Origin of the sequence: Azorhizobium oxalatiphilum (assembly GCF_014635325.1) — a bacterium.
In the GTDB taxonomy this organism is placed as follows: Bacteria; Pseudomonadota; Alphaproteobacteria; order Rhizobiales; family Xanthobacteraceae; genus Azorhizobium; species Azorhizobium oxalatiphilum.
In genome coordinates this window covers 152,826-178,704 of record NZ_BMCT01000005.1, presented here as the reverse complement: position 1 = coordinate 178,704, position 25,879 = coordinate 152,826, and the positions used below count along the sequence as shown (strand labels likewise).

General features: G+C 68.3%; 19 protein-coding genes. 13 read left to right on the top strand and 6 right to left on the bottom strand.

What is annotated here, in order from left to right:
• Positions 1-55: 55 nt before the first annotated feature.
• Complete coding sequence (locus tag IEW24_RS17485) at positions 56-1,411, bottom strand: glutamate--tRNA ligase (RefSeq protein WP_188580967.1); 1,356 nt, start codon at positions 1,409-1,411, stop codon at positions 56-58.
• Positions 1,412-1,460: 49 nt separating this feature from the next.
• Positions 1,461-2,408 carry a LysR family transcriptional regulator gene (locus IEW24_RS17480; RefSeq protein ID WP_188580965.1) on the bottom strand — a complete coding sequence of 316 codons (948 nt, stop codon included), beginning with the start codon at positions 2,406-2,408 and terminating at the stop codon, positions 1,461-1,463.
• Positions 2,409-2,561: 153 nt separating this feature from the next.
• On the opposite strand from IEW24_RS17480, the gene IEW24_RS17475 reads away from it, so the two are divergent.
• Entirely contained in the window at positions 2,562-3,692 is a 1,131-nt protein-coding gene (locus tag IEW24_RS17475; RefSeq protein ID WP_188580963.1) for an NADH:flavin oxidoreductase/NADH oxidase, read from the top strand.
• 67 nt (positions 3,693-3,759) lie between these two features.
• Here IEW24_RS17475 and IEW24_RS28995 read toward each other — a convergent pair whose 3' ends face one another.
• Positions 3,760-4,674, bottom strand: a complete 915-nt coding sequence (locus IEW24_RS28995) for an SH3 domain-containing protein (RefSeq protein WP_188580961.1) — start codon at positions 4,672-4,674, stop codon at positions 3,760-3,762.
• Between the two features lie 474 nt (positions 4,675-5,148).
• Here IEW24_RS28995 and IEW24_RS17465 point away from each other — a divergent pair, with 474 nt between their 5' ends.
• Complete coding sequence (locus IEW24_RS17465; protein ID WP_188580959.1) at positions 5,149-6,300, top strand: glycosyltransferase family 2 protein; 1,152 nt, start codon at positions 5,149-5,151, stop codon at positions 6,298-6,300.
• A 234-nt stretch (positions 6,301-6,534) separates the two neighbouring features.
• The gene (locus IEW24_RS17460; RefSeq protein ID WP_188580957.1) at positions 6,535-7,869 is read left to right on the top strand and encodes a HEAT repeat domain-containing protein; all 1,335 of its coding nucleotides are present in this window, start codon (positions 6,535-6,537) and stop codon (positions 7,867-7,869) included.
• 48 nt (positions 7,870-7,917) lie between these two features.
• Here IEW24_RS17460 and IEW24_RS17455 read toward each other — a convergent pair whose 3' ends face one another.
• A complete protein-coding gene (locus IEW24_RS17455) occupies positions 7,918-8,316 on the bottom strand; it encodes a VOC family protein (RefSeq protein ID WP_188580955.1) in 399 nt (132 codons plus the stop codon).
• 108 nt (positions 8,317-8,424) lie between these two features.
• Between IEW24_RS17455 and IEW24_RS17450 the strand changes: the two genes are divergently transcribed.
• Positions 8,425-9,117 (top strand): helix-turn-helix transcriptional regulator, encoded by a 693-nt coding sequence (locus IEW24_RS17450; protein ID WP_188580953.1) that lies wholly within the window; start codon positions 8,425-8,427, stop codon positions 9,115-9,117.
• A 30-nt stretch (positions 9,118-9,147) separates the two neighbouring features.
• On the opposite strand, the gene IEW24_RS17445 is transcribed toward IEW24_RS17450, so the two are convergent.
• Both IEW24_RS17445 and IEW24_RS17440 read right to left on the bottom strand, forming a co-directional pair.
• A complete protein-coding gene (locus IEW24_RS17445; protein ID WP_244644506.1) occupies positions 9,148-9,696 on the bottom strand; it encodes a nuclear transport factor 2 family protein in 549 nt (182 codons plus the stop codon).
• Positions 9,697-10,163: 467 nt separating this feature from the next.
• Entirely contained in the window at positions 10,164-11,576 is a 1,413-nt protein-coding gene (locus IEW24_RS17440) for a helix-turn-helix domain-containing protein (protein WP_188580951.1), read from the bottom strand.
• Between the two features lie 292 nt (positions 11,577-11,868).
• Between IEW24_RS17440 and IEW24_RS17435 the strand changes: the two genes are divergently transcribed.
• From IEW24_RS17435 to IEW24_RS17395, 9 genes are all read left to right on the top strand, one after another.
• A complete protein-coding gene (locus tag IEW24_RS17435; RefSeq protein WP_188580950.1) occupies positions 11,869-13,401 on the top strand; it encodes an acyl-CoA carboxylase subunit beta in 1,533 nt (510 codons plus the stop codon).
• A 91-nt stretch (positions 13,402-13,492) separates the two neighbouring features.
• Positions 13,493-15,520 carry an acetyl-CoA carboxylase biotin carboxylase subunit gene (locus IEW24_RS17430; protein ID WP_188580948.1) on the top strand — a complete coding sequence of 676 codons (2,028 nt, stop codon included), beginning with the start codon at positions 13,493-13,495 and terminating at the stop codon, positions 15,518-15,520.
• A gap of 54 nt (positions 15,521-15,574) precedes the next feature.
• Positions 15,575-15,862, top strand: a complete 288-nt coding sequence (locus tag IEW24_RS17425) for a GIY-YIG nuclease family protein (RefSeq protein WP_188580946.1) — start codon at positions 15,575-15,577, stop codon at positions 15,860-15,862.
• A 433-nt stretch (positions 15,863-16,295) separates the two neighbouring features.
• Complete coding sequence (locus tag IEW24_RS17420; protein WP_188580944.1) at positions 16,296-17,555, top strand: SAM-dependent methyltransferase; 1,260 nt, start codon at positions 16,296-16,298, stop codon at positions 17,553-17,555.
• The gene (locus IEW24_RS17415) at positions 17,552-19,405 is read left to right on the top strand and encodes a methylmalonyl-CoA mutase subunit beta (RefSeq protein WP_188580942.1); all 1,854 of its coding nucleotides are present in this window, start codon (positions 17,552-17,554) and stop codon (positions 19,403-19,405) included. Before IEW24_RS17420 ends, IEW24_RS17415 begins: the two co-directional genes overlap by 4 nt.
• 367 nt (positions 19,406-19,772) lie before the next feature.
• Positions 19,773-21,929, top strand: a complete 2,157-nt coding sequence (gene scpA, locus IEW24_RS17410; protein ID WP_188580940.1) for a methylmalonyl-CoA mutase — start codon at positions 19,773-19,775, stop codon at positions 21,927-21,929.
• Positions 21,930-22,178: 249 nt separating this feature from the next.
• A complete protein-coding gene (locus IEW24_RS17405) occupies positions 22,179-23,747 on the top strand; it encodes an EAL domain-containing protein (protein WP_210324242.1) in 1,569 nt (522 codons plus the stop codon).
• 70 nt (positions 23,748-23,817) lie between these two features.
• Positions 23,818-24,735 (top strand): MBL fold metallo-hydrolase, encoded by a 918-nt coding sequence (locus IEW24_RS17400; RefSeq protein WP_188580938.1) that lies wholly within the window; start codon positions 23,818-23,820, stop codon positions 24,733-24,735.
• Between the two features lie 101 nt (positions 24,736-24,836).
• Positions 24,837-25,682, top strand: coding sequence for a class I SAM-dependent methyltransferase (locus tag IEW24_RS17395; protein ID WP_188580936.1), 846 nt, complete (start codon positions 24,837-24,839; stop codon positions 25,680-25,682).
• Positions 25,683-25,879: the final 197 nt, after the last annotated feature.

Here is a 25,879-nt window from a genome sequence, read left to right as displayed (position 1 = left end):
CCTCACCCGGAACCGCCTTTGAAAAGGGACGGCTTCTCGCCGTCCCTTTTTCGTTTCAGGCCATCACGCCCGTCAGCCGGGCGCAGACGCGGGCGCGGCCCATGAGCGGCAGCAGGGCCGCCAGTTCCGGGCCGGTCTCACGGCCCGTGAGCGCAAGGCGGATGGGGTGGAACAGCGCCTTGCCGGAGCGACCGCCCGCTGCCTTGGCTTGCGCGATCCACGCCTTGTAGGTGGCCCCGTCCCACGGCTCGGGCGGCAGCAGCTCGGAGATGGCGGCGAGGAAGGTGGCATCGTCCCCTGCGATCGCGGGCGCCAGCGGGCCGGTGCAGATGGCCCACCAGTCGGCGGCCTCCGTAAAGCTGGCCAGATTGCCGCGCACCGCCAGCCAGAAGGACTCGTCCGCCGGGATGCCGCCTGCGGCGAAGCGATCCGCCACGGCCCCGAACGACAGGTGATGCAGGGTACGGGCGGAGAGGCCCGGAAGATCCTCGGGATCGAAGCGCGCCGGGGCGCGGGAGATGCGCGCGAGATCCACCTGGACGGCCAGCGCCGCAAGGCTCTCCACCGGCGCCACCGCTTCCGAAGTGCCCACCAGCACCGCCAGCGCCGCCACCGCCAGCGGCTCCAGCCCCTGTTCGCGCAGGGCACGGAGCGAGAGATGGCCGAGGCGCTTGGACAGGCCCTCGCCGGATGGGAGCGTGAGCAGATTGTGGTGGGCGAAGCGCGGCGCCGTGCCGCCGAGCGCGGCGATCAGCTCGATCTGCACCGCCGTGTTGGTGACGTGATCCTCGCCGCGCACCACGTCGGTGACGCCCATGTCGAGATCATCCACCACCGAGGGCAGCGTGTAGAGATAGGTGCCGTCCGCGCGGACCAGCACGGGATCGGACAGGCTGGCGGTATCCACCTGCTGGGGACCGCGCACGCCATCCACCCAGCTCACCACGCGCTGGTCGAGCCGGAAGCGCCAGTGCGGGCGGCGGCCCTCGGCCTCCAGCTTCGTGCGGTCGGCTTCGGTGAGGGCAAGGGCGGAACGGTCATAGACCGGCGGCAGGCCACGGGCGCGCTGGAGGCCGCGCTTGAGGTCCAGTTCCTCTTCGGTCTCATAGGCCGGATAGAGCCGGCCCATGGCTTTGAGCGTCTCGGCCGCCGCCGCATAGAGCGCGAGCCGGCCGGACTGGGCCGAGACCTGATCGGGCGGGATGCCGAGCCACGCCAGATCCTCCCGGATCGCATCCGCATATTCGGGGCGCGAGCGGGCTTCGTCCGTATCGTCGAAGCGCAGCACGAAGGTGCCGCCGGCCCGTTGCGCCAGCAGGGCGTTCAGCAGCGCGGTGCGGGCATTGCCCACATGGATGTAGCCGGTGGGCGACGGTGCGAAGCGGAAGACGGGAGCTGGCGTGTAAGGCATGACCGGGACGCTATAAAGCAGATCGGGCCCCACTGGCTATGCGGCACCCTCACGAAACCGCAGCGGGGGCGGCCCGATCCGGGGACAGCCGTTCCCTGCCGGGCGCATGGGTGCGGATCATCAGCGTGCGCGCCCAGTGCTTGCCGGCGTCATGGTGGGTGCGCTCGTGCCAGACCAGCGTCTCGGTGAAGCCGGCCACCTCCACCGGCGGCGCGCGCAGGGCAAGGCCCGCCATGCCCTCCACCAGCCGGCGCGGCACCACCGAGATGAGATCGCTGGCCCGCAGCAGACCCGGCACGGCGAGGAAACTGCCCAGCGACACCGTCACCCGCCGCGTGCGCCCCAGCGCCGCCAGCGCCTCGTCGGTGGCGCCGTGGAAGGGCGAGCCGCCGAAGGACACCAGCGCATGATCGAGGGCGCAGAAGGCCTCCAGCGTCAGCGCGCCGGGGGCGGCGGCGGGATGGTCCGCGCGCATGGCGCAGACATAATCCTCGAAGCACAGCGGCACGCTGTTGAGATCATCCGGCGTGGTCTCGGGGGTGAGCAGCGCGATGTCGAGCGCGCCCTGCCGCAGTTCGTCATAGACGAGGCGACGCTCCAGCGGCCGGATCACCACCCGCACGCCCGGCGCCGCCGCGTGCAGGCGCGTGAGGAAGGGCAGCACGAAGGCCCCCAGCGCATAGTCCGTGGACGCCACCGAGAGCGTGAAATCGGCGGTGCCAGGATCGAACACCGGCGGCTTGAGCAGCACATCCACCTCGCACAGCACGCGCTTGACCGGGGCGGCCAGTTCCAGCGCGCGGGCGGTGGGCACGATGCCGCGCTGGGTGCGCACGAACAGCGGATCGCCGAACGCCTCGCGCAGTCGCGTGAGCATGCCGGAGACGGACGGCTGGGTCAGCGACAGGCGCGCGGCGGCGCGGGTGACGCTGCGCTCGTCCAGCAGCGCGTCCAGCGCCTTGAGCAGATTGAGATCGAGGGTACGGATATCGGCCATATCGATATCTTAAATTGATACTGCCGATTGGACAAATATCTTGCACCGCAGCATGGTGACGGTCTTCGCGCGGCGGGCTTCCGCTCCGCGCGCCTCCCTGCCCTCGCGCGCCGGTTTCGGTGCGCGCCACCGGCTTTGCCGGGAAAGGCTTGCATGTCCGCTCTGTTCACGCCCTTCAAGCTGAAGGATGTCACCCTGCGCAATCGCGTGGCGGTGCCGCCCATGTGCCAGTACAGCGCCACCGACGGCTATATCTCCGACTGGCACGTGCCCCATTACACCGGCATGGCGCGCGGGGGCGCCGGCCTCGTGATCGTGGAAGCCACCGGCGTGTCGCCGGAAGGCCGCATCACCCCGGCCTGCACCGGCCTGTGGGAAGACGGCCAGATCGACGGCATGGCCCGCATCGCCTCCGCCATCAAGGCGGGCGGCGCGGTGGCCGGCATCCAGATCGGCCATGCCGGTCGCAAGGCCAGCGCCAACCGCCCGTGGGAAGGCGACGACCATATTCCCGAGGGCGATCCGCGCGGCTGGGAGACCATCTCCCCCTCGGCGGTGGCGTTCGGCGGTGGCCTGCCGCGCGTGCCCCGCGCCATGACGATCGAGGACATCGCGCGGGTGAAGGCGGATTTCGTCGCCGCCGCCCGCCGCGCGCTCGATGCCGGCTTCGAGTGGCTGGAGCTGCATTTCGCCCATGGCTATCTCGGCCAGAGCTTCTTCTCCGTCCACGCCAACCAGCGCACGGACTCTTACGGCGGTGACTTCGAAGGCCGCAGCCGCTTCCTGCTGGAGACGCTGGCCGCCGTGCGCGAAGTGTGGCCCGAGCGCTTCCCGCTCACCGCCCGCTTCGGCGTGATCGAATATGATGGCCGCGACGAGGAGACGCTCAGCGAGAGCATCGAGCTGACCCGCCGGTTCCGCGCCGGCGGCCTCGACCTGCTGAACGTCAGCGTCGGTTTCTCCACCAAGGATGCGCGCGTGCCGTGGGCGCCCGCCTTCCTCGCGCCCGTCTCGGCGCGGGTGCGCAAGGAGACCGGCCTGCCGGTGGCCACCAGCTGGGGCATGGCGGATGCGCAGGATGCCGAGACCGGCATCGCCACCGGCCAGATGGACCTCGCCATGATCGGCCGCGCGCTGCTGGCGAACCCGCATTATCCCTATGCGCTGGCCCAGCAGCTCGGCGTCGCCGATCCGGAATGGACCACCCTGCCCGCGCCTTATGCCCACTGGCTGGCCCGCTACGGCGGCCCCGGTAAGGAAGCGGTGAAGCAGGCGGCCGAGTGAACGCAACCACTCCAGAGACAATAAAAAACGGGGGCCGAAAGGCCCCCGTTCTGCATTCTGGAACAGCCTATTGCGGGCAGCCCTGCGGTGGGCAGGGCGGCGCCTTGGGCGCGCGCGGCAGGGCCGGCTGGCCCGGAGGCGGACCCGGCGGACGGGCCTGCTGCGGCGCCGGACGTGGCGCATTGGGTGCGAGCGGCAGCGCGCCGGGCGCGGGCGGCCCCGGCGGGCGACCGCCGCCGTTGAAGCCTGGCTGCGGGCCGGGGCGCGGCGCATCGGGCGCACGCGGATAGGCACCCGGAGGCGGACCCGGAGGGCGGCCGCCACCGCCGCCGTTCCAGCCGGGATTGCCGCCCGGCGGACGACCCGGATTGTTCCAGCCCGGATTGCCCGGCGGCGGGCCGGACGGACGGCCCGGATTGTAGCCGGGACCGCCGGGATGGTAGCCCGGCCCACCGGGACCGCCCGGATAATAGCCCGGACCACCGGGCGGCGGGGGACGGCCACCGCCGCCGCGCCACCAGCCCGGCGGGCGCGGACCAAAGCCCGGAGGCGGTGCGCCCCAGCCGGGACGCGGGCGCGGATTGTAATATTGCCAGCGGTTGTACTGGTTCCACCACGGCGCGCCGCGATAATAGCGGCCCCAGTAATTGCTGAAACTGTAGCCGACGATCGGGATGCCCAGCACCGGGGCATATTCCGGCACGATCACCGTGCGGCCCTGATAATAGAGGCCGAGATATTCGCCATAGACCCAGCCCCGGTTGGGGCCCCAGATCACGTCGCACCAGGACTGATTCTCAAGGCATCCCGCGATCTCGACCGGCTGGCCGTTGGGGATGACCGCCACACGCGGATATTCGGTGTCCGGGCCGGCACGCATATTGACATTGCCGGTGGTGAAACCCGGCACGGCCAAAGCCGCAGTGGCCCCGCAGGCCCAGATCAGGGCCGCAGCTCCAACGCGACGCAACAACAAACTCATGGTGTCAACTCCCACCCCACGGCCGATTCCCCACGGACCAGCAGGACTGAGTTGAACCACTCACCATGGCGGCATTGCGTCATCTCCCGGAGCGGGATCGAGGCAGATGAAATCAATCCGGCCCCTCAAATCCGCAGCGGCGCTCCGGTTGCGACACCAGCCCTGATTGCAGCCCGGTCGAAGCCCCGCCCTCGGGGGAACCGCAGGTTGCAACAGTTCTTGTTCGCGGGCATTATGAGACCAGAAATAGTTACCTTTGACGGATTTGCCGCGGCGCACTAACGGCGCTAAAGATGTCTTTCGGAAACATTCCAATCTCAGCCTGGGCGTTTCGTGCTGCGGATCGCACAGCCTCAGGCGAGGGACATGTTTCTTAATGTGTGCGTGCCATTCCACCGGGGGTGGGGCCGGAACGCTTCATGTCTGACGGAGTTGTCCGTCTGGACAGACGGGGGTTTTTGGATTTTGGAACGAATGGTCCCAGCGCATGCCCGCTCGGCAATACCGCTTCCCGGCGGGATTGCGGACCCCGGCCTTGTCGCGTCGGACGGTTCCCCCACGCGGCACACCATCGCGGCCATCATCCCGCTCTATAACGGCGGTCGCTTCATCGCCGAGGCCATCCGCTCCGTCGTCAGCCAGACCCGGCCGCCCGATGAAATCATCATTGTGGATGACGGCTCCACCGACAACGGCGCCGACGTGGTGCGCGAACTGGCGCAGACGCTGCCCATCACGCTCATCAGCAAAGAGAACGGCGGCCAGTCGGCGGCCCGCAATTACGGCATCGCCCACGCCCGCTCCTCGCTGATCGCGCTGCTGGACCAGGACGATTTCTGGTATCCGCGCCACCTCGAGGTGCTGGAGCGCCCGTTCCTGACCCATCCGGATGCGGACCGCATCGGCTGGGTCTACAGCGATCTCGACGAACTGGACGACACCGGCTGCCTCACCCGCCAGTGCATGATGGCCGACATGGGCGTGGTGCACCCCAAGACCAACGTGTTCGACTGCCTCGGCGAGGACATGTTCATCCTGCCATCCGCCGCTTTGTTCCGCAAAGCCGCCTCGGACAGCATCGAGGGCTTCGACGACCAGCTGTCGGGCTACGAGGATGACGACTTCTTCCTGCGCCTGCTGCGCGCGCGCTGGCTGAACATCTATGTGCCGGACAGCCTGTCGGCCTGGCGCATGCACGGCGGCTCGGCCAGCCGCTCGCCGCGCATGACGCGCTCGCGCACCCTGTTCGCGCAGAAGCTGATGAAGATGTTCCCGCGCAACGAGGCCACCGGCTATGAGCTGGGCGCCAAGGTGGTGCTGCCGCGCTTCATGGCCATCGCCGTGGAACGGTTGCGGGCGGCGACGCAGGATTGCGACTACGAGCAGGTGCCCGAGACACTGGAAGAAGTGAAACTCTTCATGCCCTACCTGCCACCGCGCTCGCAGCGGCGGTTCGAGGCGGCACTGAAGTGGCTCGACTTCGGCATGCGGCTGCGCAACCGCAAGCTCATGCGCTATGCCGCCAAGCGCCTCGTCTATGCCTGGGGCCGCTTCATCGCCAAGCTGCCGCCGCTGGGCTCGCGCAGCAGCACCGGCCGCCCCGCCCGCAACGGCCGCACCTTCTGAGCCTGCCCGCCGGCGCTCTGCCGACGCGGCGCGGGAACCCGATCCCTGCCCCATGACTTAGCAAGGGTGTCCCCGCCACGGTGACGCCCGCGCTTGTGGGCGCGTGCCACGTGGGCCAAGAAACCATACGGGCCTAACCATGCTGGCCTAACCACACGGGCCGAACCGCACAGGCATGCCAGCCCCCGGCATCGCCCGACCCGGCCCGTCGCGTCCGCAGGAGACTATTCCCCCGTGAACCCTGCCTTTCCCGATCCGGCCGCCTTCTGGCGGCTGCGCGAAGCTCCGCTGCATGCCATGAGCGCGGCCGAGTTCGACGTCTATTATCCGCAGATGGCCCAGTGGCTCGGCCATGAGGACGCCACCATCCGCCCGGCGGCGGTGGAGCGCCTGTGCATGGCCACCTTCCGGGGCGAGCCCCTGCGCGGGGCCGACCGCGACGACGCCAAGGCGCTGGCCCGGCTGGCGTGGCTGCTGGGCGAGATCGAGACCGCCGCCCTCGCCCATCGCGACGTGCTCGCCGCCTTCCTTTCCGAACTGCGCTGGCATGGCGATGACGCGCCGTTCCGCGACCCCGTGGTGGCGTGGCTGGACGCTCTCAGCGATGATGCCCGCTTCCGCGTGGCCCGCGACCGCATCACGGCCGCCAAGGTGCTGGTGGGCGGCTTCGGGCGCGGCGCGGAAGCCCGCCCTGCCCTCGTCGCGCTGCTGGATGACCCGTCCGATTACGTGCGCGCCTGCGCCGCCCATCGCCTGCCCGAGACCTTCGACGGCGAGCCGTTCCTGCCCTTCCTCGACTGGCTCAGGGAGAAGGAGATCGAGCGGCCGGGCATCTTCGGACCGTTCTGGGGCGGCTTCGCGCCGGACGCCGACGACGTGCCGTTCGAGCGCTCCACCTATCTGCTCGACATCGTGGCCCGGCGCAGCGGCCCGGAGCCGGACGACATGCCCTTCAACGGCGTGGACTTCTATCTGCACGAAGTGGCGGGCAACAGCCCCGCCGTGGTGCGCCGGCTGATGGAGCTTGGCGAATACGGCACCGCCATCATGACCGCCACCGAGGAGCACGAGCCCATCGAAGGCATGGCCGAGGTGCTGGCCGAACTGGGCGAGCATGAGAACGAGGCGCTGGCGGGCGCCGCCCACATGCACCTCGCCATGGTCTACGGGATCATGCACGACCATGCCAATCCGCGCGTACTGCGCCACTGGCTGGAGTGGCAGCCCGGCGTGGACGCCTTCGCCGTGCGGCAGGGCAATGGCGAGCACTGGCGCGACGTGGTGGTGCTGCATCCGGCGCAGGGCGCCGCGCCGTTCGACACCGCCACCGCGTGGCGCCTGATCGACCTTGCGCTGCCGCCCGCCGTGCGGGGCGAGGAGGTCCGCCACAAGCTGACCTATGAGGGCATGGAGACGCTGGCCTTCATCCTCGGCCCGAATGCGGACCACGCCTTCGCCAGCGGCGCGCTGGTGACGCTGACCGGCACGCCGCCCATGGGCCCGTGGGAGCGCCTGACCCTGATCGGGCGCGGCCTCCAGAAGACATGGGCGCCGCTGGACTGGGCGTGAGCGGTGCGGCGGGGATCACCTCCCCGCCCCCTCCGGCCGGGCGGCCGCTCAGCGTCCCGCGAAGCGGTCCTGCGCCGCCTCGGTCACGGGCGTGAACAGGCCAACGAGGGTGCCCTCGGGATCGCGGAACTGCGCCGCCTTGTTGCCCCAGGGCATGAGCTTGGGCGCCTGCACCACCTCCACCTTGTCCTTCAGCCGGGCGAACTCCGCATCCACGTCGTCCACCTGAAACTCGATGATGGCGGAGCGGTTGGCGCCGGGCTCGGCGCTGCCGGGCTGGAACACCGTGACGGTCTCGATGCTGCCGATGGCGAGCGTCGCGCCGGGCGTGGTGATCTCGACGAAGACCGGCGCGAGCCAGTTGGCGGTCTGGCCCGTGACCTGCTCGTAAAAGCCCACCATGGCCTTGATGTCGGCGGCGACCAGCCGTGTGGAGACGAATTTCATGGCCTGTTCCTCTGCATCGCGCCGGCCCGTCGCCGGCGTTCCGGGGGCCTTGTGTCACAGGGCTGCTGCCAGCATTCTGTCAGCAGGAGTCAGCAGCAAGTCATCCCCATGCGTCGCGCCGAGCGCCTGTTCCAGATCATCCAGATCCTGCGCCGCGCGCGCGGGCCGGTGACGGCTGCTGCGCTGGCGGAGGAGCTGGAAGTCTCCAAGCGCACGGTCTATCGCGATGTGGCCGACCTGATGGGCCAGCGCGTGCCCATCGAGGGCGAGGCGGGCCTCGGCTATGTGCTCGCCTCGGGCTACGACATGCCGCCGCTCATGCTGACACCGGACGAGGTGGAGGCGCTGGTGCTGGGCGCGCAATGGGTGATGGGCCGCAACGACACGGTGCTGGCCGCCGCCGCCCGCGACGTGATCGCCAAGATCGTCGAGGTGGTGCCCGAGCGCCTGCGGCCCTACGTGCTCGAACCCAGCGTCGGGGCGCGGCCCATGCTGCCGGGGCAGGACGATGCCATCGCGCCCGCGGTGCTGCGCGCGGCGGTGCGCGACGGCCTGAAGGTGCGCATGCGCTACCGGGCCGAGAGCGGCGAAGAGACGGAGCGCATCGTCTGGCCGGTCATCGTCGGCTATTCGGACACGCTGCGAATGCTGGTGGCGTGGTGCGAGCTGCGCGCGGACTTCCGCCATTTCCGCACCGACCGCATCATGGAGGCCGCCCCTCTCGGCGGCCACGGCCTGCGCAAGGGCGAGCTGCGCCGCCGCTGGGAAGCGTGGCGCGAAAAGGTTCGCCCGCGCCCCTGAGGCGCGAGGGCGAACGGCGGGTTGCTGGCGTCAGAACATGGTGTTGGTGTTCTTGGACGTCTCGGGGATGGGCTGCACCGAGTCCCAATGCTCCTCGATCTTGCCGTCCTTCAGGCGGAAGATGTCCACGATGGCATTGCCCTTGGTGCCCGGCTCGCGCAGCGCATGCAGCCGCAGGATGACGAAATCGCCGTCCACGAACACCTGCGTCACCCGGCTATGGGACTGCGGGAACTTCTCCTTCAGGAACTCAAGGAATTTCCGGAACCCCTCCGGGCCGTCCTCGGCATTCGGATTGTGCTGGATATAGGTGCCGAGATAGACGGAGGCGGCCTTGAAGTCCTTACTGTTCAGGCCCTTCTCGTAGAAATCCAGCACGATCTCCTTGTTGCGCTGTTCCTGCGCGGTGAGATGGCGCTGGGAGGTCGCGGGCGGCTGGGAGGCGGCAGGCGACTGGGACGCCTGCGGCGCTTGTGCCAGTGCGCCGGTGCTCAGCAGGCCGCACAGCATCAGCGGGGCGAGCACGGCGGAAGCCCTGGACGGGATGCGGCGAAACGGGCGCGAGAATGGATGGGGCATGGGCACTCTCCGGTTGTGACCTCCGTCCTCCCCTATCGTCGCCCCCGGCCCGCCGCAAGCCGCGCGCGGCCCGCCTCGCGCAGCCGTGACCGCCGCCCAGTTACCTGAAAGAAATCTGCAACGCCAAGGCTTTGAACGATATTGACCGATGGCGGCGTGCGGCCGAGGAGGCCCCGCCTCCGCGCTCTGCGCGGCCCCCTCCCACCCCTCCCCCGCACCGAAGTCGGATGTTTCCGACTTCGGCACATCATTGCCAAAACCGGCAATCGCCCGTTTCGGGCGGGAGAGGGCTTTCTGGCCGGCGGGAGGGAAAGGGCACGCCCCTTTTTTTCTGCAAGCGCGACATCGTCCGCCCCACGCAACAGGTCCCCTCTCCCGCTTGCGGGGGAGGGATAGGGAGGGGGCCGGCCGGGAGCGGACATCGGCGAGAAGGCGCAGGCCGGGCGAGCCACCCAACCGCCCGCCCCTCACACGATCTCGAACGGGATCACCCCGCGCACCGCCGGATCGGTGCGGATGTCGCGGTCGAGTGGCGGGAAGGCGCGCAGGTCGCAATCCCGGCGCGGACAGATGCGGCAGGAGACGCCCAGTCGCGCCACGGGGGCCGCCTTCAGGTCCAGCCCATCCGCATAGACCATCTCGTCGGCGAACGAGACCTCGCAGCCGAGCCCCAGCGCATAGGCGCGCGGCGGCTGCCCATGGGCCAGCGAGGGCGCCACGATGCCCCGCGCCAGCGCCAGATAGCGCCCGCCATCGGGCATCTCGGCCATCTGCACCAGCGTCTGGCCGCCGGCCTCGAACGCCTGATGCACGTTCCACACCGGGCAGGCATTGCCGTGGCGGGCGAACTGGAAGCGCGTGGCGCTGTGCCGCTTCACGATGTTGCCCGCCCGATCCACCTTGGCGAAGTAGAAGGGCACGCCCCGCGCGCCGGGCCGCTGGAGCGTGGAGAGGCGGTGGCACACCTGTTCGAGGCTCGCCCCCGTCTCCAGCACCAGCCGGTCCAGATCGTGCCGCCGGGCGCGGGCCAGCGCCAGAAAGCGCCGATAGGGCAGGATGAGCGCGCCGGCCACATAGTTGAACAGCGCGAGGCGGCCGATCTCGCCCGCCGTCTGGCTGCGGAAGCCGGCGCTCTTGAGCAGCCGGTCCACCAGCCCGCGATGCTCCAGCTGGGCGATGGTGGCCGCAAGGCGGAACGCCCGCCCCTGCGGCGGCAAGGCAGCAGAGAGGACAAGCCGGCGGGCCTTCATGTCGAAGGCGGACAAGGGCGCCGCAGGATCGCTCGAGACCTCCACGCTCACCTTGTAGGTGCGCGACAGATGGCCGGAGAAGGCCGTGCCGGGATCGGTGCCGGCCAGAACGCCGAGCCTGTCCGCCAGCCCCTCGGCGGCCAGATCCAGCTCGTCCACGTAATTGTCGATGTAGTGAAAGTAGTCGCGCACCTCCTCATAGGGGATGAGCTTGGCCTCGTCGGTGCGCTCGCCGGGTGCGGCGGGCATGTCGGACGCCCGCCATTCGGCGGTGCGGCGCAAGGCCACGTGCATGCGCAGGAAGGCGTGGGCGAAGGCGGGCGAGAGATTGGCCACCGCCTTCATGTCCTGCACGCCGAGATCGAGATCGCGGAACAGGGGATCGGCGGCGGTCTCGCGCAGATCGGCGACGATGCGCTCCAGATCGTCGGCACCGAAGGTGGTGATGTCCACGCCGAAGGCGCGGCTGATGGCGATGAGCACCGGCGCGGTGAGCGGGCGCTGGTTGCTCTCGATCTGGTTGATATAGGAGGGCGAGACCTGAAGCCGGGTGGCGAGTTCCGTCTGCTTCAGCTCGAACTTTTCCCGCAGGCGCCGTACCGCGTGGCCGGCGAACACTTTCTGGCGCATGTTTCTGTTCCTGCCCCTTCCTCTCCCCAGCGGCAGCCACCGCCCCGACAGCGCCCGCGCGCCTGCCGGTGAGGGACCACCTCCCGAATTGCGAATTTTTTACAATTCGCATCTTGGTCCTTTTACATCTTCATCACTGGCTTTGCACCTGCTAGCCAGCACACAAGGGCTGCCGGGCGCTCAGCGACGGCGGCTGTTCGTGATTCTTTGCGCCGGTGCCCGCACGGGACTTTTCCTTGAGGGCGCGCCGTCGCTACAGTGAGGCCGGCGCGAGGCCGGCGGGGGATTGTCGATGAAGGAAATCCTGGAAGAGCTCGAGAACCGGCGCGGCATCGCCCGCCTCGGCGGCGGCGAGCGGCGCATCGACGCCCAGCACGCACGCGGAAAGCTGACCGCCCGCGAGCGCATCGAGCTGTTGCTGGATCGCGGCTCGTTCGAGGAATTCGACACCTTCGTGCAGCACGGCTGCACCGATTTCGGCATGGAAAACCAGAAGATCCCCGGCGACGGCGTCGTCACCGGCTGGGGCACGGTGAACGGCCGGCAGGTGTTCGTCTTCGCCAAGGACTTCACCGTGTTCGGCGGCTCGCTCTCCGAGGCCCATGCCCGCAAGATCACCAAGATCCAGGACATGGCGCTGAAGACCCGCGCCCCCATCATCGGCCTGTTCGATGCCGGCGGCGCCCGCATCCAGGAAGGCGTGGCGGCGCTGGGCGGCTATGGCGAGGTGTTCAAGCGCAACGTCATCGCCTCCGGCGTGATCCCGCAGATCTCGCTGATCATGGGCCCCTGCGCGGGCGGCGACGTCTATTCGCCGGCCATGACCGACTTCATCTTCATGGTGCGCGACACCAGCTACATGTTCGTCACCGGTCCGGACGTGGTGAAGACCGTCACCAACGAGACCGTGACGGCCGAGGAACTGGGCGGGGCCAAGGTCCACACCACCAAGACCTCGGTGGCCGACGGCTCCTATGAGAACGACGTGGAGATGCTGCTCCAGACGCGGCGCCTCATCGACTTCCTGCCGCTGAGCAATGCCTCCGGCGTGCCGGAATGGCCCTCCTTCGATGATCCGCTGCGCATCGACGAGAGCCTCGACACGCTGATCCCGGACAATCCGAACAAGCCCTACGACATCAAGGAACTGATCCTGAAGACCGTCGACGAGGGCGACTTCTTCGAGATCCAGGCCACTTACGCGAAGAACATCGTCACCGGCTTCGGCCGCGTGGAGGGGCGGACCGTGGGCTTCGTCGCCAACCAGCCCATGGTGCTGGCCGGCGTCCTCGACGCGGATGCCTCGCGCAAGGCCGCGCGTTTCGTGCGCTTCTGCGATGCGTTCGAGATCCCCATCGTCACCTTCGTGGACGTGCCCGGCTTCCTGCCCGGCACCGCGCAGGAATATGGCGGCCTCATCAAGCACGGCGCCAAGCTGCTGTTCGCTTATTCGCAGGCGACCGTGCCGCTGGTGACGCTGATCACGCGAAAAGCCTTCGGCGGCGCCTACGACGTGATGGCCTCCAAGCATGTGGGCGGCGACGTCAATTATGCCTGGCCTACGGCGCAGATCGCGGTGATGGGCGCCAAGGGGGCGGTGGAGATCATCTTCCGCGCCGACATGGGCGACCCGGACAAGATCGCCGAGCAGACCCGCAAATATGAGGAGCGCTTCCTCTCGCCCTTCGTGGCGGCGGAGCGCGGCTATATTGACGAGGTGATCAAGCCGCATTCCACGCGCCGGCGCATCGCCCGCGCACTCGCCATGCTGCGCTCCAAGAAGGTGGAGCAGCCGGCGAAGAAGCACGACAACCTGCCGCTGTGAGCAATCCCGCGGCCGTCATGGCCGGGATCGGCCCGGCCTGACCGTCCAGACGAATTCAATGCGCGCCGAACGGCGCCGGGGAACCAGACGCATGTTCTCGAAGATCCTGATTGCGAACCGGGGCGAGATTGCCTGCCGCGTCATCAAGACGGCGCGGAAGATGGGCATCAAGACCGTGGCCGTCTATTCCGACGCCGACAAGGACGCCCTCCATGTGGAGATGGCGGACGAGGCGGTGCATATCGGCCCGCCGCAGGCCGCCAATTCCTATCTGGTGATCGAGAAGATCATCGACGCCTGCAAGCAGACCGGCGCGGAAGCGGTGCATCCCGGCTACGGCTTCCTCTCCGAGCGCGCCGCCTTCCCGCGCGCGCTGGCGGAGGCGGGCATCGTCTTCATCGGCCCGAACCCGCACGCCATCGACGCCATGGGCGACAAGATCGAGTCCAAGAAGGCGGCGGCGGCGGCCAAGGTCTCCACCGTGCCCGGCCATCTGGGCGTGATCGAGAATGGCGAAGAGGCCGCGAAGATCGCCGACGAGATCGGCTATCCGGTGATGATCAAGGCCTCGGCCGGCGGCGGCGGCAAGGGCATGCGCATCGCCCATTCCCGCGCCGAGGTGCAGGACGGCTTCGATCGCGCCAAGTCGGAGGCGAAATCCTCCTTCGGCGATGACCGCGTGTTCGTGGAAAAGTTCATCGTCGATCCCCGCCACATCGAGATCCAGGTGCTGGGCGACAAGCACGGCAACGTCATCTATCTCGGCGAGCGCGAATGCTCCATCCAGCGCCGCAACCAGAAGGTGGTGGAGGAAGCCCCCTCCCCGCTGCTGGACGAGGACACCCGCCGCAAGATGGGCGAGCAGGCCGTCGCGCTGGCCAAGGCCGTGGGCTACGACAGCGCCGGCACGGTGGAGTTCGTGGCCGGGCAGGACAGGAGCTTCTACTTCCTGGAGATGAACACCCGCCTGCAGGTGGAGCATCCGGTGACGGAACTGATCACCGGCATCGACCTTGTTGAGCAGATGATCCGTGTTGCGGCCGGCGAGAAGCTGAGCCACGCGCAGGAGGATGTGAAGCTCAACGGCTGGGCGGTGGAAAGCCGCGTCTATGCGGAAGATCCGTTCCGCAACTTCCTGCCTTCCACCGGCCGCCTCGTCACCTATCGCCCGCCGGCGGAAGGGGTGAAGGACGGCGTGACGGTGCGCAATGACACCGGCGTCTATGAAGGCGGCGAAATCTCGCTCTTCTACGATCCGATGATCGCCAAGCTGGTGACGCACGCCCCCACCCGCGAGGCGGCCATCGCCGCGCAGGCGGACGCGCTGGATGCCTTCGCCATCGAGGGCATCGGCCACAATATCCCCTTCCTGTCCGCGCTGATGGCGCATCCGCGCTGGAAGGACGGGCGCCTGTCCACCGGCTTCATCGCCGAGGAATATCCCGACGGCTTCCGCCCCCGCCCGGCGGAAGGGCAGACGGCGCAGCTGCTGAGCGCGGTCGCAGCCTGCATTGACCATGTGCTCAATGCCCGCAAGCGCCAGATTTCCGGCCAGCTCTCGGGCACGCCCGTGACCTTCGACCGGCTGCGCGTGGTGCAGCTGAAGGGCGAAGGCGGCACCGCCCTCCAGCTGGCCGAGATCGACGCCGTGGACGGCGGCTTCCTCGTGGCACTGAAGGGCTGGGACGGCGCCGTGACCGCCAAGCTCGACCTTGCCACCGACTGGAAGCCGGGTGATCTGGCGTGGCGCGGCGTCATCGACGGCACGCCGGTGAGCGTGCAGGTGCGCCCCATCCTGAACGGCGTGTCGCTGGCCTATCAGGGCGTTGCGGTGGATGCGCGGGTCTATACGGAGCGCGAAGCCGCCCTCGTGCTGCTGATGCCGGAGAAGGTGACGGGCGCGGGTGGCAAGGAAGTGCTCTGCCCCATGCCGGGCCTCGTGGTGTCCATCGCCGTGACCGCCGGCCAGGAGGTGAAGGCGGGCGAGGCTCTTGCTGTTGTGGAAGCGATGAAGATGGAGAACGTTCTGCGCGCCGAGCGCGACGGCACCATCAAGGCCGTCCACGCCAAGGCCGGCGACAGCCTCGCGGTGGACGCCGTCATCCTGGAGTTCGCCTGATGGCGGCGCCCGCCTGCCATCTCTCGACCTCTGACGGAGGGAAGATGAGCGGCCATGCGTGGCGCTTATGTCTATATCCTCACCAACCGTCCCGACGGCACGCTGTATCTCGGGGTAACGAACAATCTGGTTCGGCGCATATGGGAGCACCGCACGGGCGCACTGGACGGCTTCACACGGCAGCACGGGCTGAAACGCCTCGTCTATTTCGAGACGCACGCGACCATGCCGCTCGCCATTCAACGCGAGCACACCCTCAAGCATTGGTCGCGCGCGTGGAAAGTCGCTCTCGTTCTGGAAGCCAATCCGCATTGGCGCGATCTGTACGAGGAGATCATCTGAACTGCTCCCGGCTTCTCAAGGCGGGCACCCGCCCTCCCCTCGTCATGCCCGGGCTTGACCCGGGCATCCACGTCCCTCCGCATGTGGACGTGGTGGGCGAGGCATCCGCGTGCCACACGCCCGGCGCCCTGCCCGGAACAACCACGTGGATCCCCGGATCAAGTCCGGGGATGACGAACGGTGAGGGCGGCGCCCTTGCCGAGACGACACATACCGACTGCTCCCGGCTTCTCAAGACGGGCACCCGCCCTCCCCTCGTCATGCCCGGGCTTGACCCGGGCATCCACGTCCCTCCGCATGTGGACGTGGTGGGCGAAGGAGGCAGGCACTTCACGCCCGGCGCCCTGCCCGGAACAACCACGTGGATCCCCGGATCAAGTCCGGGGATGACGAACGGTGGGGTGGCTCTCAAGACCCAAGGAGCGTCCATCTGATGCGCCTCCTGTCCCATCTCCTGTCCCGCTTCGTGGACAAGGGCCAGCTCACCATCCTGACCGCCAGGGGCCAGCGCTTCGTCTATGGCTCCGGCCTCGACGGGCCGCACGTCACCGTGCGCTTCAAGGATGAGAAGCTGGAACGGGACATGTTCTTCAATCCCGAACTCGTCGCCGCCGAAGCCTATATGGACGGCCGCCTCACCTTCGAGGACGGCGCCGGCGTGTTCGATCTGCTCATGCTGTTCTCGGTGAACCGCAAGGGCCTCGGCAGCCACCCGGTGCAGCAGGCGCTGCGCAAGGCGTGGCGCAGCCTCAAGCGCTTCCAGCAGGCCAATCCCGTGGCCAAGGCCAAGGAGAATGTCTCCAGCCATTACGACCATCCCGCCGCCTTCTACCGGCTGTGGCTGGACGAAACCATGGCCTATAGCTGCGCCTATTTCGAGCAGCCGGACCAGCCGCTGGTCGAAGCCCAGAAGGCGAAATTCCGCCATGTGGCGGCCAAGCTGAAGATCGAGCCCGGCATGCGGGTGGCCGAGATCGGCTCCGGCTGGGGCGGGCTCTCCATCTATCTGGCCAAGCATTGCGGCGCCCATGTCACCGCCATCAATGTCTCGCCCGAGCAGCTGGCGGAATCGCGCCGCCTCGCCAAGGAAGCAGGCGTTGAGCATCTGATCGATTTCCGCGAGGTGGATTACCGCAAGCTCGACGGGCAGTATGACCGCCTCGTCTCCATCGGCATGATGGAGCATGTGGGCGTCACCCATTTCGACGAATATTTCACCGCCATCCGCAAGCTGCTGAAGCCCGGCGGCTTCGCGCTGGTGCACGCCATCGGCCGCATGTCGCCGCCCGGCACCACGGCGCCCTTCATCCGCAAATACATCTTCCCCGGCGGCTATGTGCCGGCGCTCTCCGAAGTGTTCGCCTCCACCGAGCGCACCCATCTGTGGGTGGCCGACATGGAGGTGCTCAGGTTGCATTATTACTGGACCATCCACGCCTGGCGGATGCGCTTCATGGAGCGCTACGACGAGGTGGAAGCCATGATGGGCGCGCGCTTCGCCCGCATGTGGGACTTCTATCTCTCCGCCGTGGAGCTGGGCTTCCTGCACGGCTCCAACATGGTGTTCCAGCTGCTGCTCTCCGAACGGCGGGACGATGTACCCGTCATCCGCGACTACATGGTCGATGCCGAGCGCGCGCTCAGCGCCCGCGATCGCATCCCCTCCCTTCCGGCCCAGGAGCCGCAGTCATGACCGACACGAACACGGCCGACCTGCCCTTCGCCACCGGCATCACACCCGCCAGCCGCGAGGACTGGCTGAAGCTGGTGGACGGCGTGCTCAAGGGCGCGCCCTATGACAGGAAGCTCGTCACCCGCACCCTGGAGGGCCTTGCCCTCGATGCGCTGCCGGAGCGCAAGCCCGACGCCCGCCCGCTCGCCGGCCGCCCGGCGGGCGTGCCGTGGACCATCAGCGCCCGCGTCGACCAGCCCGACGTGAAGGCCGCCAACGTGCAGGTGCTGGAGGATCTGGAGAACGGGGCGTCCGGCCTCACCCTCGTGTTCGCCTCCGCGCCGTCCGCGCACGGCTTCGGCCTGCCGGAAGGTACGGCTCTTGATCAGCTGCTCGACGGGGTGATGATCGACCTCATCGGCATGCGGCTGGAGAGCGGGCGCTTCAAGGGCCGCGAGAGCGCGCTGGCGCTGGCCGATCTGGTGGCGGCGCGCGGGCTCGATGCGGCTACGCTCGACATCTCCTTCGGCCTCGATCCCCTGGCGGATCTCGCCGCCACCGGCGCCGCGCCCATGCCGTGGGAGATGCTCTCGCATCGCGTGGCCGAGACCGCTTCCATCCTGAAGGCGCGCGGCTTTGCCGGCCCGCTGCTGCGGGCGGACGGCGGCGTGCACCATGCGGCGGGCGCGACCGACGCGCAGGAACTGGCGGCCGTTCTGGCCGCGAGCGTTGCCTATCTGCGCGCGCTGGAAGCCGGCGGCTTTGCGCTGGAGGAGGCCGCGAAGCGCATCGACGTGGCGCTCACCGCCGATGTGAACCAGACCGCGACGCTCTCGAAGATCCGCGCCATGCGCCTGCTGTGGGGCGCGGTGCTGCGGGAGGCCGGTTTGCCGGCGACCGCGCTGAAGATCCACGCCACCACCGCATGGCGCTCGCTCACACGGCGCGATCCGTTCGTGAACCTCCTGCGCGGCACCATCGAGGCGTTCGGTGCAGGGGTCGGCGGGGCGGACAGCCTCACCGTGCTGCCGTTCACGCAGGCGCTGGGCCTGCCGGACTCCTTCGCCCGGCGGCTCGCGCGCAACACCCAGTTGATCCTGCTGGAGGAGAGCCAGCTGCACCGCGTGGCCGATCCCGGCGCGGGCGCGGGCGCGGTGGAGGCGCACACCGACGGGCTGGCGAGGGCCGCCTGGGATCTGTTCCGCACCATCGAGAAGAATGGCGGGCTGGCCGAGGCGCTGGAGAGCGGCTGGTGGGCGGCCGAGATCGCCGGCGCCCGCGAGCGGCGTGCGAAGGACATCGCCACCCGCAAGGAGCCGCTGACGGGCACCTCGGAATTCCCCATCCTCGGCCAGAGCGTGCCGGAGGTTCTCAGCCCCGTGCCGCCGCGCGAGACGCCGCCCACCGACACCGCGCTCGCCCCCCACCGCCTCGCCGAGCCCTATGAGGCCCTGCGCGATGCGGCGGAGGCGGCGGGCGCGCCGGAAATCTTCCTCGCCACGCTCGGCCCCGTCGCCGCCTTCACGGCGCGGGCGGGCTTCGTGAAGAACCTGTTCGAGGCCGGCGGGCTGAAGGTAACGGTGACGGACGGCTATGCCGGTCGCGATGCTCTGCTGGCGGCCTTTGCGGCGTCCGGCACCACGGTGGCCTGCATCGCCTCCTCGGACGAGATCTACGGGGCGGACGCTGCCGACACCGCCGCCGCGCTGAAGGGCGCGGGCGCGACCTATGTCTGGCTCGCCGGCAAGGGCGGGGAGCAGGAGGCGGCATGGCGCGCGGCGGGCGTGGACGGCTTCGTCTTCGCCGGCTGCGACGTGCTCGCCGCCCTCACCGACGCCCATGCGGCGGTGGGGATCGGGGAAGAGAAATGAGGGTTGGTCGGCCGCGCATTGAGCAGTCCGCCATATAAAGCGGATCGCCATGCGGGACACACACGGCCGCTAGAACAAAACAGGTCGTCATGCCCGGGCTTGACCCGGGCATCCACGTCGGGCCGACGGTGGAAGGACAGGAAAGCGCGCGACCGTGCCGCTGCCTTCCCGGCGCACCGCCCGGAACAACGACGTGGATGGCCGGATCAAGTCCGGCCATGACGAACTTGAGAGGACTGCACCGGCGACGCGGCGCCCGCACGCCACGCCGAAACCAAGGTACGACAACGCCCCGCGTCACGCCGGGCTTGAGCCGAACAGGACAAAGGCCGCGCAAGAGGGCCGCAATTGAGGTAGGATACACGTCATGAGCCGCTTGCCCGCCTTTGCCGATATCGATTGGCGCGCGCCGGATCTCGCCCCGCCGGCGGATGCGCCCGCGCCCTGGATCACGCCGGAAGGGCTTCCGGTGAAGGGCCTCTATGGTCCGCAGGACGTCGCGGACCTGAGCTTCATCGACACCAAGCCCGGCATCGCGCCCTTTCTGCGCGGCCCCTACCCCACCATGTATGCCAACCAGCCCTGGACCATCCGGCAATATGCCGGCTTCTCCACGGCCGAGGATTCCAACGCCTTCTACCGCCGCAACCTCGCGGCCGGACAGAAGGGCCTGTCGGTGGCCTTCGATCTCGCCACCCATCGCGGCTATGACTCGGATCATCCGCGCGTGGCCGGCGACGTGGGCATGGCGGGGGTCGCCATCGACAGCATCTATGACATGCGCACCCTGTTCTCCGGCATTCCGCTGGATCAGATGAGCGTGTCCATGACCATGAATGGCGCGGTTCTGCCCATTCTGGCGCTCTATGTGGTGGCGGCGGAAGAACAGGGCGTGCCGGCGGCCAAGCTTTCCGGCACCATCCAGAACGACATTCTCAAAGAATTCATGGTGCGGAACACCTATATCTATCCGCCCGCCCCCTCCATGCGCATCATCTCGGACATCTTCGCCTTCACCTCCAAGGAGATGCCGCGCTTCAACTCCATCTCCATTTCCGGCTACCACATGCAGGAAGCCGGGGCGACGCAGGATCTCGAACTGGCCTACACGCTGGCGGATGGCGTCGAATATGTGCGCGCGGGCGCGCAGGCCGGCCTGCCCATCGATGCCTTCGCCCCGCGCCTCAGCTTCTTCTGGGCCATCGGCATGAACTTCTACATGGAGGTGGCGAAGCTGCGCGCCGCCCGCCTCCTGTGGACCCGGCTGATGACCGACCTCGGGGCCAGGAACCCGAAGTCGCTGCCCCTGCGCACCCACTCGCAGACCTCCGGCTGGAGCCTGACCGCGCAGGACGTGTTCAACAATGTGGTGCGCACCATGGTGGAAGCCATGGCGGCCACGCAGGGCCACACCCAGTCCCTGCACACCAACGCGCTCGACGAGGCGCTGGCGCTGCCCACCGACTTCTCGGCCCGCATCGCCCGCAACACCCAGATCCTGCTCCAGCAGGAGAGCGGCACCACCCGCCAGATCGACCCGTGGGGCGGCTCCTTCTTCGTGGAGCGGCTCACCGCCGATCTGGCCGCCAAGGCGTGGGCCCATATTCAGGAGGTGGAGGCGCTGGGCGGCATGGCGAAGGCCATCGAGGCCGGCATTCCCAAGCTGCGCATCGAGGAAGCCGCCGCCACCACGCAGGCCCGCATCGACGGCGGCGCGCAGACGGTGGTGGGCGTCAACAAGTTCAAGCCGGAGCGCGAGGCACCCATCGACGTGCTGAAGGTGGACAATTCCGCCGTGCGCGCGGCGCAGATCGACAAGCTCAGGCGCCTGCGCGCCGAGCGTGACCCGCAGGCCGTCGCCGCCGCGCTGGAGGCGCTCACCAATGGCGCGCGCGGCACCGGCAATCTGCTCGCGCTCGCCATCGATGCCGCCCGCGCGAAAGCCACCGTGGGCGAGATTTCGGACGCGCTGGAAAGCGTGTTCGGCCGCCACCGGGCGGAAATCCGCGCCATCTCAGGCGTCTACAAGAGGGAGGCCGGCGGCATGACCGACAAGGTGCGCGAGGTGCAGCGCCTTTCCGAAACCTTCGAGCACAATGAAGGCCGCCGCCCGCGCCTGCTGGTGGCCAAGGTGGGCCAGGACGGCCACGACCGCGGCCAGAAGGTGATCGCCTCCGCCTTCGCCGATCTCGGCTTCGACGTGGACATCGGGCCGCTTTTCGCCACCCCCGAGGAAGCCGCCCGGCAGGCGGTGGAGAACGATGTGCACGTGGTGGGCATCTCCTCGCTCGCCGCCGGCCACCTGACGCTTGTTCCGGCGCTCAAGGGCGCGCTGGAGGCGGAAGGGCGCGGCGACATCATGGTGGTGGTGGGCGGCGTGGTGCCGCCGCAGGATTACGAAGCGCTGAAAGCCGCCGGCGCGGAAGCCATCTTCCCGCCCGGCACGGTGATCGCGGACGCCGCCCGCGACCTGCTCGGCACCCTTGCCGAACGCCTCGGCCACGCACGGGAAGCGGCGGAATAACATCCGCCGGCCATCCGGGGGCGGCGGGAAAAGCGGCAGGAAAAGCAGCAGGACAAGCCAAGCATTTCAGACCCGGATGACGCCAGAGACAGGCAGAAACCGTCCCCGAGGGTTGCGTCAGGCTGGAGTCGCGCCCCGCTGGAACGCAACCGGAGCTTCGCTTTTCCTTTCACCTCGGCCAAGATGATCTCCATACTGTCAGGCTCGGAGCGGAAACAGCTGCCCTGATCGCGTGGAGTGGCGGGTAACGTGGTGGGACGGCGGGTCATTATACTGGTGGCGATCCTGCTCGCGATCCTCGCGGCAGCGGCCCCGTTGGCCATCGGCACCTATCTGTCGCGGGATCTCGCCCTGAAGGCGGCACGCGCCTATCTCGCGGAATATGCCGACTGGACCCTCCAGCGCGCCCGCTTCACCATCAGTACGGCTGAAACCGCGCTCAAGGACATCGGCAAGCACCAGCCCGCCGACTGCGGCCCCGCCCATATCACCCGCATGCGGGAAATGAGTATCGACAACGCCTCCGTGGAGTCCTTCGGCTATCTGAAGGACGGCCGCATGCTCTGCAACAGCTGGGGCACGGCCAGCGCGCCCATGCCGCCCAGTTCACCGCCGCTGCTGCTGGACGGCGGCTTCCGCCTGCATATCGGCCTGCGCCCCTCGGTGAGCCCCAGCCGGGATATGATGTCGCTCCGCCATGGCGACTATGGCGCGCTCATCCGGCCGGAACGCATGGTGGATGTGCTGCGCAATGCGGACATGGCGCTGGGCATCGCCACCGAACAGGGACAGGTGATCGCCATCTCCGGCGATGCCGACCCGCGACTGGTCCAGCACCTGATCGGAACCATCGGCACCGGCGAGGATGACAAGCGCCTGTTCATCTCCATGAAGCGGGACGGCTTCATCGCCTTCGCCATCATGGACCGGGCCACCGCACTGCACTTTTTCCAGATGGATCTGGCCTTCCTCGTGCCCACCGCGCTGGCCGTATCCTGCGCGCTGATCGGCATCATCATCTGGATGTCGCGCCAGCGCCTGCCCACCCGCAGCGAATTGCAGATGGCCATCCGGCGCGGCGAGTTCTTCGCCCATTATCAGCCGATCATCCACCTTTCCACCGGCCGCTGCGTGGGCGCCGAGGCGCTGATCCGCTGGCGCCGGCCGGACGGGGTGTGGGTGGCGCCCGATGCCTTCGTGCCGCTGGCCGAGCAGAGCGGCATGATAGAGGCGATCACCGATGTGATGATCCGGCGCGTGGTGGGGGATCTGGCCATCATGCTCCGGCGGAGCCCCGACATCCACGTCGCCGTCAATGTCTCCGCCAGCGACCTGCACAGCGGGCGCTTCCTGCCCGTGCTCGCGGAGGCCCTGCAGCGGGCCGGCGTTCCGGCCGCCCAGGTCTGGCTGGAGGCGACGGAATACAGCTTCATCGACGCGGATGCCGCCCGGCCCACCATCGACAAAGCCCGCGCCGCCGGCCATCTGATGGCGATCGACGATTTCGGCACCGGCTATTCCAGCCTCGCGCTGCTGGAGACGCTGCCGCTGGACGCGCTGAAGATCGACAAGTCGTTCGTGGCCGCCATCGGCACGGAAGCGGCGCGCAGCGTGGTGATGCCGCACATCATCGAGATGGCCGCCGGGCTCGATCTGCGGCTGGTGGCGGAAGGGGTAGAAACGCCCGAGCAGGAAGCCTATCTCAAGGGAGCTGGCGTGCAGTATGCGCAAGGCTTCCTCTATGCCAAGGCGATGCCGCCGGAGGCGTTCGCCGCCTTCTGCGAAGGCCATAACGGGCAATTGCCGCAACCGGCGTGAGCGGGGAGCCGGGCACGCGGGCCGGGAAGCGGCTATGATGCCCGAACGACTTCGCTCATTGAGGCCCCGCATGCCCCCTGCCCCCGGCGCCGAAACCGCCGCGATGACCGCCACCCTGCGCGTGCTGCGCCCGGCGCCGCACGTGCTCGCCTTCTATGACGGGCGGGTGCCGGGCAAGCGACTCTGGAGCGAGGCGTCCAACTGGCTGGATGACGGCGCCTATGCGCTCGGCATCGCCACCTACGCCATCGTGAAGGATGCTCACGCGCTCATCTACGACACCCACATCTCCCTCGACCATGCCCGCCTCATCCGCCGCACGGTGGAAGCGCAGGGGGCGCGGCACCTCACCGTCGTGCTCAGCCACTGGCACGACGACCACGTGGCGGGCAATGCGGTGTTCGCCGATTGCGAGATCATCTCCTGCCGGCTCACCGCCGACATTCTGGCGGGCAAGCGCGCGGCCATGGCGGCGGCGAACCCGCCCATCGACCCGCTGGTGCTCCCCAGCCGCACCTTCGAGGGCGAGCTGGCACTGGAGGTGGGCGGCCTGCCCGTTCTGCTGCGGCAGGCCGACATCCATTCCCGCGACGGCGTCGTGGCGCTGCTGCCGGACGGCCTGCTGCTGGCCGGCGACACGCTGGAGGATCCCATCACCTATGTGGACGAGCCCGAGCGCCTCGCCATCCATCTCGCCGGGCTGGCGGAGATGGCCCGCTGGCCGATCACCCGCATCCTGCCCAATCACGGCGCCGAAGGCATGATCGCCTCGGGCGGCTATGGCGTGGAACTGATCGAGGCCACCCGGCGTTATGTGGAGAAGCTGCTGGCGAGCCGGGATGATCCGGCCCTCGCCCGCATGGACCTGCGATCTTTCATGGCCGAGGAATTCGCCGCTGGCACGCTGGGCTATTTCGAGCCCTACGAGACCGTGCACCGGGGCAATGTGGACGAGGTGGCCGCGCGCGGCTGGGGCGAGGTAGAGTAAGGCGAATTACATTTAATGACATATAACACGCGCCTTTTGGACAATCTCCCCCCTCCCGCCAGTCATGTTAGCAAGATGCAACCTGTGGTGGGGAGACCAAGGTGCTTTCTCGTGAATCTGACGACTCAATAATCCACGTAGACATCCGCAGCTACCAGGAATGGATGGCCTGGTGGGAGCAGAACAGTCAGGCGGCTCAGGATTCCGAGACCGAAAAGGTCCTCCGCGCCTCGATGGAGTCGGGTATTATTGAACCCCTGACCAACCGTCATTTCGCACCAGAGGAAATCACGTGGAATCGCGAGAACTATCGCGAGACGGGGCTGGCCGGCGGATTGTCGTCGCGGCTCCGCGGTACCCTGTTCGCGCTCGAAACCTGCGTGCCCGAGCTGGACAAATACAACAGCAAGATCTTTGCCACCGAAGGACTGACGGAATTCGCGCTGCTGATGCGGGGGCGTTTCGCCAAGTTCATCGGTGCGGAATATGCGATCAACCGGCAGGAGAAGGAGGCGCTTTATCCGATCCCGCATCAGGATCTGACGAAGCTGACCTTCGCATCGGGCCTCTTTGATCTGGTGATCACGAACGAGGTGCTGGAGCATGTGCCGCGCCTCGATGCGGCCCTGAAGGAAATCCACCGCGTCCTGCGTCCGGGCGGCTGGCACATCGGCACCTGCCCGCTCGCCTTCATGCAGCATCAATCGATCCTGAAGGCCAAGCTCCGCTTCGGCCGGCTGGTGCATCTCATGGAGCCCGAGTTCCATGGCAACCCCATGCGCCCGCAGGACGGCTCCCTCGTCTTCGAGATTCCCGGCTGGGACATTCTCGACCGGGCCCGCGCCGTCGGGTTCAAGGACGCCTTCTGGAAGCTGATCCGCTCCGAGCGGCACGGCATCGCGTCCAACCTGTGCGGCGGCGTCCTGGTGCTGTGCCTCAAGCGATAGACCCCGCGCCGAAACAGCAGGCGCGGCGGGCGGAAAGGCTCGCGGCACGGCTTGCAGCCAACGCTCCAACGCATTGATAGAGCACACCCGAAGGCGTGTGCGCGGCTCTCCGGGAAAACAGAACAAGCCAACGGCTTAGAGCGCTCCTGTGTTGCCATGGCACACGGGAACGCTCCAGAGCCGGTGCGCGAGCCTGC

Bases quoted from the DNA above. Each gene is read 5' to 3' on its own strand.
- IEW24_RS17450 (WP_188580953.1), top strand. From the start codon at position 8,425: ATGCGTCGCGCCGAGCGCCTGTTCCAGATCATCCAGATCCTGCGCCGC.
- IEW24_RS17425 (WP_188580946.1), top strand. From the start codon at position 15,575: ATGCGTGGCGCTTATGTCTATATCCTCACCAACCGTCCCGACGGCACG.
- IEW24_RS17455 (WP_188580955.1), bottom strand. From the start codon at position 8,316: ATGAAATTCGTCTCCACACGGCTGGTCGCCGCCGACATCAAGGCCATG.
- IEW24_RS17475 (WP_188580963.1), top strand. From the start codon at position 2,562: ATGTCCGCTCTGTTCACGCCCTTCAAGCTGAAGGATGTCACCCTGCGC.
- IEW24_RS17485 (WP_188580967.1), bottom strand. From the start codon at position 1,411: ATGCCTTACACGCCAGCTCCCGTCTTCCGCTTCGCACCGTCGCCCACC.
- IEW24_RS17430 (WP_188580948.1), top strand. From the start codon at position 13,493: ATGTTCTCGAAGATCCTGATTGCGAACCGGGGCGAGATTGCCTGCCGC.
- IEW24_RS28995 (WP_188580961.1), bottom strand. From the start codon at position 4,674: ATGAGTTTGTTGTTGCGTCGCGTTGGAGCTGCGGCCCTGATCTGGGCC.
- IEW24_RS17480 (WP_188580965.1), bottom strand. From the start codon at position 2,408: ATGGCCGATATCCGTACCCTCGATCTCAATCTGCTCAAGGCGCTGGAC.
- IEW24_RS17415 (WP_188580942.1), top strand. From the start codon at position 17,552: ATGACCGACACGAACACGGCCGACCTGCCCTTCGCCACCGGCATCACA.
- IEW24_RS17400 (WP_188580938.1), top strand. From the start codon at position 23,818: ATGCCCCCTGCCCCCGGCGCCGAAACCGCCGCGATGACCGCCACCCTG.
- IEW24_RS17445 (WP_244644506.1), bottom strand. From the start codon at position 9,696: ATGCCCCATCCATTCTCGCGCCCGTTTCGCCGCATCCCGTCCAGGGCT.
- IEW24_RS17435 (WP_188580950.1), top strand. From the start codon at position 11,869: ATGAAGGAAATCCTGGAAGAGCTCGAGAACCGGCGCGGCATCGCCCGC.
- IEW24_RS17440 (WP_188580951.1), bottom strand. From the start codon at position 11,576: ATGCGCCAGAAAGTGTTCGCCGGCCACGCGGTACGGCGCCTGCGGGAA.
- scpA (WP_188580940.1), top strand. From the start codon at position 19,773: ATGAGCCGCTTGCCCGCCTTTGCCGATATCGATTGGCGCGCGCCGGAT.
- IEW24_RS17465 (WP_188580959.1), top strand. From the start codon at position 5,149: ATGGTCCCAGCGCATGCCCGCTCGGCAATACCGCTTCCCGGCGGGATT.
- IEW24_RS17420 (WP_188580944.1), top strand. From the start codon at position 16,296: ATGCGCCTCCTGTCCCATCTCCTGTCCCGCTTCGTGGACAAGGGCCAG.